Annotated in this window: 9 protein-coding genes; all 9 read right to left on the bottom strand. The window is 42.3% G+C overall.

Annotated elements, in window-relative coordinates; all coding sequences use genetic code 11:
• Positions 1 to 1040 (bottom strand): phage tail protein (locus ACFINF_RS08300; protein ID WP_375620461.1); only part of this gene is annotated, 1040 nt, incomplete at its 3' end.
• A 7-nt stretch (positions 1041 to 1047) separates the two neighbouring features.
• Positions 1048 to 2061 (bottom strand): phage tail protein, encoded by a 1014-nt coding sequence (locus ACFINF_RS08305; RefSeq protein ID WP_375620462.1) that lies wholly within the window; start codon positions 2059 to 2061, stop codon positions 1048 to 1050.
• A gap of 7 nt (positions 2062 to 2068) precedes the next feature.
• Positions 2069 to 3070: a phage tail protein gene (locus tag ACFINF_RS08310; protein ID WP_375620463.1), complete on the bottom strand. Its 1002-nt coding sequence runs from the start codon at positions 3068 to 3070 to the stop codon at positions 2069 to 2071.
• A gap of 12 nt (positions 3071 to 3082) precedes the next feature.
• Positions 3083 to 3730: a transglycosylase SLT domain-containing protein gene (locus tag ACFINF_RS08315; protein ID WP_375620464.1), complete on the bottom strand. Its 648-nt coding sequence runs from the start codon at positions 3728 to 3730 to the stop codon at positions 3083 to 3085.
• Positions 3727 to 5613 (bottom strand): glycine zipper family protein, encoded by a 1887-nt coding sequence (locus ACFINF_RS08320; RefSeq protein WP_375620465.1) that lies wholly within the window; start codon positions 5611 to 5613, stop codon positions 3727 to 3729. The genes ACFINF_RS08315 and ACFINF_RS08320 overlap by 4 nt, the downstream gene beginning before the upstream one ends.
• Complete coding sequence (locus ACFINF_RS08325; RefSeq protein ID WP_375620466.1) at positions 5543 to 5896, bottom strand: hypothetical protein; 354 nt, start codon at positions 5894 to 5896, stop codon at positions 5543 to 5545. The genes ACFINF_RS08320 and ACFINF_RS08325 overlap by 71 nt, the downstream gene beginning before the upstream one ends.
• A 2-nt stretch (positions 5897 to 5898) precedes the next feature.
• Complete coding sequence (locus ACFINF_RS08330) at positions 5899 to 7230, bottom strand: hypothetical protein (protein WP_375620467.1); 1332 nt, start codon at positions 7228 to 7230, stop codon at positions 5899 to 5901.
• Between the two features lie 42 nt (positions 7231 to 7272).
• Positions 7273 to 8193 (bottom strand): hypothetical protein, encoded by a 921-nt coding sequence (locus ACFINF_RS08335; RefSeq protein ID WP_375620468.1) that lies wholly within the window; start codon positions 8191 to 8193, stop codon positions 7273 to 7275.
• A gap of 1 nt (position 8194) precedes the next feature.
• Positions 8195 to 8620 carry a hypothetical protein gene (locus ACFINF_RS08340; protein WP_375620469.1) on the bottom strand — a complete coding sequence of 142 codons (426 nt, stop codon included), beginning with the start codon at positions 8618 to 8620 and terminating at the stop codon, positions 8195 to 8197.
• Positions 8621 to 8793: the final 173 nt, after the last annotated feature.

Consider the following 8793-nt stretch of genomic DNA (forward strand, 5'->3'; position numbering starts at 1 on the left):
TCATTCAGACCTTCTGTTATAGGCGTTGAATAATATAAAAAATTAGCAAAGGGGCTCCTGATAAACCAAGGTAAGCGCGGCGGCTTGTCTTTTTCTGTAAACCAAAATGGAACCTCTTGAGGCTTGGAAATGCCCACTATTCGGTCAAATTCTTCATGACATTTTTTTAAGCTATCCCCACTCAAACCTACACACTCTTCGTCTATAGCTCTCTTTCGCCTTTGCAAGTGACCTTCAGAAGAAGAAACATCCCGTTTTTTACGAGAAGAAAGACCTTCTGATGACGCTGGACCTATAAAATGTTCGTGCACTTTCAAAGAACAGGGTTGTATACTTGCAAAAGAACGCCAAGGGTCTAGATTGCGTTCATAATCCATGCCCCGTAAAAACATCCCCCGAAAATCAGGAACACTAAACGTCTCAACGCCATCCCCTTCTCCCCACGTCGTTCCTATGACACAAAATAAATCCCAATAAACATACCGTGAATAAGAACTTCCATCACATGGCAACCAACCATCCGGCAAGCGTTCCATTGCAAACGGTCCTATCAGACCGGAGGGTAAGCGTTTTAAGGGAGAAACTTTACCCCTTGTCGGATTGAGAACTTGCCACCCCGAAAGCTCTTCATCATACATGACTGTATAAAGACAACCATCTTGTATCTCTCCTCCCGATAAGGCTAATAAACCGGTTTCTGTCGCCTTATAAACAGGTTTGCCAACTAAATGATTCAAAGCAATTTTTGTCGCCCCAACATTCTTGCCCTTCGCTTTAAAACAAACCGATATGCCATTCTTATACTCTAAAAATGCCGATTGGCTTAGAAGCCTTATCACGCTCGTCTTTTGGTTATTATCAACCGTAACAATGCCTTCAAGCGCTCCACCCGTATCCCATAAATACTCACTTATCCTTTGCATCATAAAACGGGCGCTATTATTGACCGTGTTAGGATGCTGTCCCTCTGACCAATTAATCAAAGCATCAGCACCACCATTCTCAGATGCCGTTAAAGACCAATCATAAATCGTCGACATATGAACCTCACGTCTTGATTCCAAACACAACACTCATATTAATCGGGCGCGTCTCACTTACACCTGAACTTGCTAACGCAACATCACGCATATGAAGGTGGGAATGGGGAAAGGCGAGCTTATGATGCACGCGTATATCCTCTGCCCTCACACCCAAACGTTCAGCAAGCTTCAACCTTTGCTGGTCATTCAACACATACCCCCAGATGATCGTCATATCACCATGCCAACTCTCCTCCTGATTTTCATCATTCAAAATCGTAAAGGATTGACCCCCATGGTCATGCTTTCTCATAGCATCATTTTGTAAAGTGCCAAGATAACGAAAGCGGTCTATCTCGCGGTCATCATCAACACCTCGTAAAAAAACACCACGCAAATCGGGAACATTAAACTTCGTCCAACTATCAGCGCCACCCCACCTGATCCCTATCGCTTCATAAAGAGCAGGATAATCACTGCGCAAATAAGCCTTCCCATCACAGGATAACCAGCCATCTGGCAAAACTTGCATCCCAAAAATTCCTATCGTCCCTGGAGGATAAACGGGGATAACCGGCTCTTGTGATAAAGAGAAAGGCGTAGGATTTAAAACTTGCCAAGCATGATCCCTATAAACCAAGATATAAATGCACCCCCTTTGAAGCTCGCCTCCAGATAATGCACGAATGCCTAATTCCGTCGCCTTATAAACAGGTTTAGCGGCTAAATCATTCAAGGCAATTGCGGTTTCCCCAACATTCTTATCCTTCGCTTTAAAACAAACTGATATCCCATTCTTATATTTCAAAAAATGCGATTTACTTTGAAGTCTTATCAACGTCGTCTGCTGTTCAGCATCAACCGTAAAAGTGCTTTCAATCACACCACTCGTATCGGATAAATATTCACGCACCCGCTGCATCATCACACGGGCGCTGTTATTCACGCTGCTAGGACGTTGTCCTTTTGACCAATCTATTAAATCATCACAATAGGCATTCAAGGAGGCATTTAAAGACCAATCATAAATTGTCGACATTTTAACCTCATGACTTAATCGCAAACAGAACACTCACATTTACTGGACGCGTCTCGCCTTCACCAGTGCTCTCCAAAACAACCTCTGGGCTTTCATCAAAAGTATGAGAACTTACAATGTAGCCTCCTAAATTCTCACGCTCTATGCCCATAAAATTCGCTAGAGAGCTCCCCCCAAACAAGCCTAGACGATAGCCCAATACATCCGTCGTATTCCCATCCCAAAAGTTTTCGTTGCTGGTAAAATGAGACATCGAAAGGCTCTGTCCTTGATGTTGGTGAGACTCGATTAAATCTGTTTGCACACTTGCAAAAGAACGCCCCTTATCAATATTGCGCCCTCCATCAACACCCCGTAAAAACATCCCTCGAAAATCGGGAACATTAAACGTCTCAACGCCATCCCCCTCTCCCCAAACCGTTCCTATCGTCTCAAATAAATCACGATAATCACGACGCAAATAAGCCTTCCCATCGCAAATTAACCAATCCTTTGGAATCCCACGCATTCCAAACGTTCCTATAAAACCCGTGGGATAAAGACTGCTTTCTTCTTCTAAAGGGATAGAGGTAGGATTAACAAGATGCCAATGATCTCCATTATAAACCAATGTATAAATGCACCCTTGTTGGATTTCCCCTCCCGATAATGCACTGATGCCTAATTCTGTCGCCTTATAAACCGGCTTGCCATCTAAAGTGTTTAAGACAATCGTGGTCGCTCCAACATTCTTACCCGTCGCCATAAAGCGCAAAACGATACCATTCTTATACTCTAAAAACTGTGAGGTGCTTGCAAGTCTTATCACACTCGTTTGTTGGACATGATCATTTGTAACAATGCCTTCAAGCGCTCCACCCGTATCTGACAAGTATTCCTTTACGCGCTGCATCATCACACGAGCGCTCGTGTTCACACTGCTAGGATGCTGTCCCTCTGACCAATCAATCAAATCATCCACGCGCGTATTATCCGCCGCTCTAAGCGACCAATCATAAATCGTTGACATCTCTCATAAATCCTAATTCTGGTAAAACGGTCCGTAAAACGCCCGCATGAATTGCGTCATCAAAGGATTATCATCATCACTCTCTTCTTCTTCCGAAGCTTCTTCTTGTGATGCTAATAATGCCCTTAAAACCTCGAGCAAGTTGTCTCTATTTCTAATGCCACCCTGCGCTACAGGGCTTGCTCTATAAGGCTGCCCCCCATACATCTGTAATACACGGTTGACAAAATCACTTGCACGCATAGCGTTGTTACCACCATTCAAGCCAACCGCATTGCTGCCAACAATTTGCGCCGCATTGGCATGGGGATTTTGCAAAAGACGCGCTGCTCCCCCTGCCCCTTGTTGATGTGCTAAATACAATTCCGCTTCACTAGGCGCTCTTCCCAAAAGGCGGCTTAAATGATTGCGATTATCAAGTGTCAACCGCCCCATGGCATCTGCCGCTTGCATGGGGTCAAATCTATTCTGCAAACCATATTGTTTGGCGGTGCTATCGATAAATTGATACAACCCACCAGCAGAGGAACGAGGATTCCTTGCATTCGGATTGCCTCCACTTTCCACTTGCGCAACACGGTACAAATAACTCTCTGGCAAACCATAACGTGCTGCCGTTTGCCGTATCGCTTGATTAACAGAAGGACTATAACGGGTCATTTCGCATACTCTATTGAAGCACTAGGACCTAACCCTTTTGCTACAGCTCTAGAAACAATCTTCAAGCCTTCATCCGTTATCACACCGGCTTTATGCCACTTCAAAGCACTTTGAATCAATTTGGCAATTTCATTGCGCTCCATTCCTTTAACGCCAAAAGTTGCTAATTTCGCTATACCGCGCTCTAGCTCTCGTTTTGCTCGTAGCGCCTCTGGTGCATTCGGATGAAAAAATATGTTTCGTGCTAATTTTAAGCCTTGAGCTGGTATATCAGGAATACTATGTGGTACACGAACTCCATCAAAAAGAGAAATCTTAGGAATGCCTTCAAATTTGCTAAAACCCTCTTTTGCTGCATCAGAATAGAATTGCTCCTGATCTACTGCCTTTTTAAAAGTAGAAAACCGTTCCGGTCCTATCATCCTTTTAAGATTCTCAGATGCAAGATTTTGTTTTAAAAGTTTAGAAAATTCATTAATAGGGTCATCATTTTTTCTGAGTAAATCATCTAATGCATCTCTCATGCCCATCTGATAGGTATTATTTTGTTTTGTCCAATTCCCTTTAGAAAGATTTTCCTGAACTGCATCCCTTTCAAAACTCTTTTCAAGCTTTGTTCCAAGAGCTTGCCTACCTTCCTCAAAGCTATCTGCAAAGTTTTTGAATTTTGCCGCACTACCGCGTGCTGCTTTGTACGTAGGAGAGATTTCGTCCATTATTTTTACCAAATTTTGTTTGAGGACTTCGTATCCTAAAATCTTTTGGTTATCGCCATGTTTCTTACTTTTTTCGATTAAATCATCAAGAGACTGCTTAGTTTGATCTAATAACTCTATCGTAGGTTTATAGGTTATACTGCTAAATCTTCTATCATAAAACCTTCTAGGATTTATACTGAGAGGGTGTTCCTCTAAAGTATTGACAGCTTCTTTAAGAGCTTTTTGAAACCCTTTATTTTCAAAAAGTTTATTAAGAGCCGGATAATACTCTCGTCCTATCGGCGTTTGCCTTGCTTGTTCATAAAGATGATCATGCGCTTCTTTCCCTTGCTGTTTAAGCGTCCTGCTTAAAGTATCGCTATGCTGGTATGGAACAATTGTCTGCTCCATCATATCATCAAGACGTTGAACAGAACCTCCCAATCTTTTCTCATGCGCTTGTTTCAAGAGATTATAAACATCTTCATTTGTTTTAGACGCATTCCACAAAGTCTGTCGTAGTTTTTCATTAATATCTGTCAAAAATACTTCCTGAGGTTCTGAGCTAAGACGTTCCGTGATCTTTTGGGTTTTATTATCGTAAAGTTGCTTGGCAACTTCTCGCAAAGCCTTATTGGAAACCTCTTTATGAGCGGGATTAAAATAATTCCTTACAAGTGGAGGTGATTTTAAAGCATTTCCTAAACTACGAACTGCCTTAGAAATACCTATACCTCCTAAAGCAGCAACCGGCGTCAAAACTGCCCCACCAACACCACCAGCTAACGCCGAATTCACCGTATCATTGTAACCTTCTCCTGTACCAGAACCGTGTAAAGCTCCAGAACCTGCCCCAACAAAAGCTCCCCTACCTAAACCTCCTAAAGTCGAACCTGCTCGCAAAAAATTTAATGCGGGAATACCCAAAGATGCTAATGTTGGTAAAATCGAACCAGCAATATAAGCACCAGAAGACAACCATGGATGTTTCTCTTCCAAGGCTTTTTGGTAAGCGCGCTCCTTAGCTACTCTTCTATTATAGATTTCTTCTGCTCGTTTATCACCGCTCCAATAATCCGTAAAACCCGCTTCATTCGCCGCTTGTATCTCATCACTATAACCTGCCGTGAGACCAGATATAAGGTGGCTCCAAGCCGCACGCGTCTTGCTCCAATCCTTGCCCATCAAGTGGAGAAGAATCTGGTGTACTTGATTGATCTACTGTACTTTGTTGACTTTCAGAAAAAGAATTAGATAGCTTTGCAATCTCAGACGGGTCTTCAACTACGCGAAAACGCGTTCCATTTTTAGAATATACATATTGAGAAGAGGACGAAGGAAAAGTGTTAGCATGTGATCTTATAATTTTTTCAATTTCATCAGGGTCTTCAACTACGCGGAAACGCGTTCCATTCTTAGAGTATACATATTGAGAATTAATCTCACCAGAAGCTTTATAAGGGTCCATTACTATTTCTCCTTAACAAGAATTTTACCACTGGAACTATCTATAAAATAAGGCACGTTATCCTTAATAGATGCCTCTTCTAAACTCATTTTTGGTAACTGATTACTATGTTCTTGCTGTGGAGCTTTAGAATGCGGCTGTGATGTAACCTTATCAACATTCTCTTGCGTTAATGCAACGTGACGGTTTTCTAGCAAAGACAATACGTCTGATTTCATCTTACCCAAAATTTCATGGATTTTTTTCAACCTAAACAAGAGCTCTTTATGACCCAAGTTGTACTTTATCTCTCCTAAATAGCTCTTTAAGATATCAAGTTCTCTTTCTGTGAGATTTCCAAAACCTGAGGCGCCATTACGCGAATACTGTCTCATCGCTTCTAAACGATCAATACCTATACGATTTTTAATGGAATCAAGCAGTGAACTCATATCACGGTGTTGAGGAACACCCAACTGAGCTTGTATACTAGCCGCATTACCTGTAGCCCATTCACCATTTTCTTCTATATAGTTCATAAAACGTTCAATGTCATGGAGTGTATTATTACTGATAGTTTCTCTATTTTTAAGCTCTATCGTTTCTCGTAGGCGGTCCAATTCTTCTTTAGATCTAGCATCATAACCGCCGTTCACTTTTTGTAATAGAAAAGCATTCAACGCATCTTTATTCCCAGCAATGAACCGTGCTTCTTCATCACTGTAGCCTTTGGACTTTAGATACTCGACGGTCTGGTTAATCTGCTCTCTTTGTTTATCTCCTTCATTAAGATGCTTCACACCACTTGCTAGCGCATCCCATCCAGAACCATCTGTGGGTGCTGCCGACATACCTGCAAAAAGATCTTTGAGCTTCTGATACGCATCTGATTGAAAAAACTTATAAGTATTGGACTGTAAAAATTTCTCTGCATCTGTTGGTTCAGGAGTCGGTGTTGGAGATGCGGGTGCTAATGGTTGCGTTTGTTCATTAACATGAAGTTTAAGTTCTTGTGGAGTACTCTCTAGTGCATTTGGCATAGATGGCTGTTGATCAACTCCTAAAGGCATTTCCGTTTTAGGAGCCGTATAGGGCATAAATGGTCCATATGGCTGCTGCATATTCTGTAAATAGGGGTTGTTTGGAGCATGTACTTCCTCTGGTGCCATCAAAGGGGCAAGAGTCATTGCCCCTCCAGTAGCTATGGCACTCTTTGGATTTGCTTTCATGAATTGTCCAAATCTTTGCGCCCCTGTAATCGCTTTTGGAGCCACTCTGGGATAAAGATATCTCATAATATGCGGTGCAAATCTCGCTCCTGCTACTAAAGCCATTGGTATTATCGGTGCAACCATCACACTCTCCTACAAAACTATTCTTTAATTATTCTACAGAGCTCACTTTTGATTCATGTAATCTAAAAAAAACTTGGATGCTCCTCCTGCCAACGCTGCTCCCATTGGACCACCTGCCATATAACCAAAAGCCATCGGTGCTGCTTGAAGTGCCAGAGAACCTATAGCCCCTACATTTTTCCATGGGTTATTGCCTTGCATCATAGAGGCTGTATTATTATTCGTCGTCGTGCCGTAATTCCTTGCAAAGCCATGACCGGCGTTCATAAGCATATTCAACTTATTCCAACCGCTATTGTCTTGCTCTAGCCAACGTTCACGATTAGCATCAACAACTCTCTGATTGTAATTATCAAGCACACCTCCCCCCTGTATGGCATTGGAATAGGCATTGCCATAACCCTGTAAGAAGTTATTTGAGGCTCCCAACTGATTTTGATTGGCTTGGTCTATCAGTGAATTCGCTTGCATCATGCGGTCCGCATCACGATTATATTGATCTGCCATAGCACTTGTGGACAAAGCACCAAGTTCATTTGCCAATACACCTGCATGTGCACCGGACCCATAACGACCCGCACCTGCAAAAGAGCTGTTAATCGTATCTCTTACACGGTCTAAGCTATTTTGAAGGGCGGCATTAAAAGACGGATTCTGTCCAACCATACCACCAGAAGCCATATGTCTAAGATTCATGGCTGCCGACGTTGGATTATAGATTGTATTCATCAAAGAGCGATTTTGATAATGATGAGGAATACTGCCAAGACCACTAATGCCATAGCGCGTTTGATCACTTAACGGGGCAATACGAGGTCCCCCATACACATTACCCCCAATCCCTGTGTCATACATTTGATACGCATCCCTACCCCCACGCTTAAATACATTCTCCATCCAAGCAGGAGGGGCGCTTGTCTGTACCTGCTTTTGTTCTGTTGTTGCTGGTGTCTTGCTCCCCATTTCACAATTCCTTCCTGTAATAAAGCATATCTATGCTGTAACCTTGCTTGTCCAATGCACGTTTCCAACCCAAACGACCCAAGATCTCCATTTCAAAAGCGCCATTCTCACGCGCCCAATCCTCTGCAACTTGCAAATTGTCAACTTGATCAAGAACGCCCGTCCCACTACATTCACAAATGAGCGCGCGTTTCTTTCCTAAAACTGTCTGTTGTATCTGGGTCGTGACTACCGCTAAAAATCGCTCTTCATCATCCAAAACAAGCCATAACTGTTTCTCGCCCATGCAAATAGATTCAATGAGTTCTTGCAACGTAATTTCATGTTTGAAACGCTCTACATACTCATTAAAAGATGCAATGATTTCTTCAAGATAAGGCGCTATACGCTCCATATCCCAAGAACTGGTCAAAAAGACTTTTGCCATTATCCTCTACCAAAAGGACGTAAATCCACATTAAACCCCGTAATCATCGTACAAGATATTGATTTATAATGATAATTCACTGTTTTGTATGTTGAGTGAGAGTCCCGAATAACATAAGATTCTCTCATTTCAAACCTGTTTATCTTGAATCAATCAAAACCATTCTCTTGCAC

It is taken from the genome of Bartonella sp. TS25HLJMH, from assembly GCF_042193505.1.
GTDB classification, from domain to species: Bacteria; Pseudomonadota; Alphaproteobacteria; order Rhizobiales; family Rhizobiaceae; genus Bartonella; species Bartonella grahamii.

Bases quoted from the DNA above. Each gene is read 5' to 3' on its own strand.
- ACFINF_RS08305 (WP_375620462.1), bottom strand. From the start codon at position 2,061: ATGTCGACAATTTATGATTGGTCTTTAAATGCCTCCTTGAATGCCTAT.
- ACFINF_RS08310 (WP_375620463.1), bottom strand. From the start codon at position 3,070: ATGTCAACGATTTATGATTGGTCGCTTAGAGCGGCGGATAATACGCGC.
- ACFINF_RS08315 (WP_375620464.1), bottom strand. From the start codon at position 3,730: ATGACCCGTTATAGTCCTTCTGTTAATCAAGCGATACGGCAAACGGCA.
- ACFINF_RS08320 (WP_375620465.1), bottom strand. From the start codon at position 5,613: ATGGGCAAGGATTGGAGCAAGACGCGTGCGGCTTGGAGCCACCTTATA.
- ACFINF_RS08325 (WP_375620466.1), bottom strand. From the start codon at position 5,896: ATGGACCCTTATAAAGCTTCTGGTGAGATTAATTCTCAATATGTATAC.
- ACFINF_RS08330 (WP_375620467.1), bottom strand. From the start codon at position 7,230: ATGGTTGCACCGATAATACCAATGGCTTTAGTAGCAGGAGCGAGATTT.
- ACFINF_RS08335 (WP_375620468.1), bottom strand. From the start codon at position 8,193: ATGGGGAGCAAGACACCAGCAACAACAGAACAAAAGCAGGTACAGACA.
- ACFINF_RS08340 (WP_375620469.1), bottom strand. From the start codon at position 8,620: ATGGCAAAAGTCTTTTTGACCAGTTCTTGGGATATGGAGCGTATAGCG.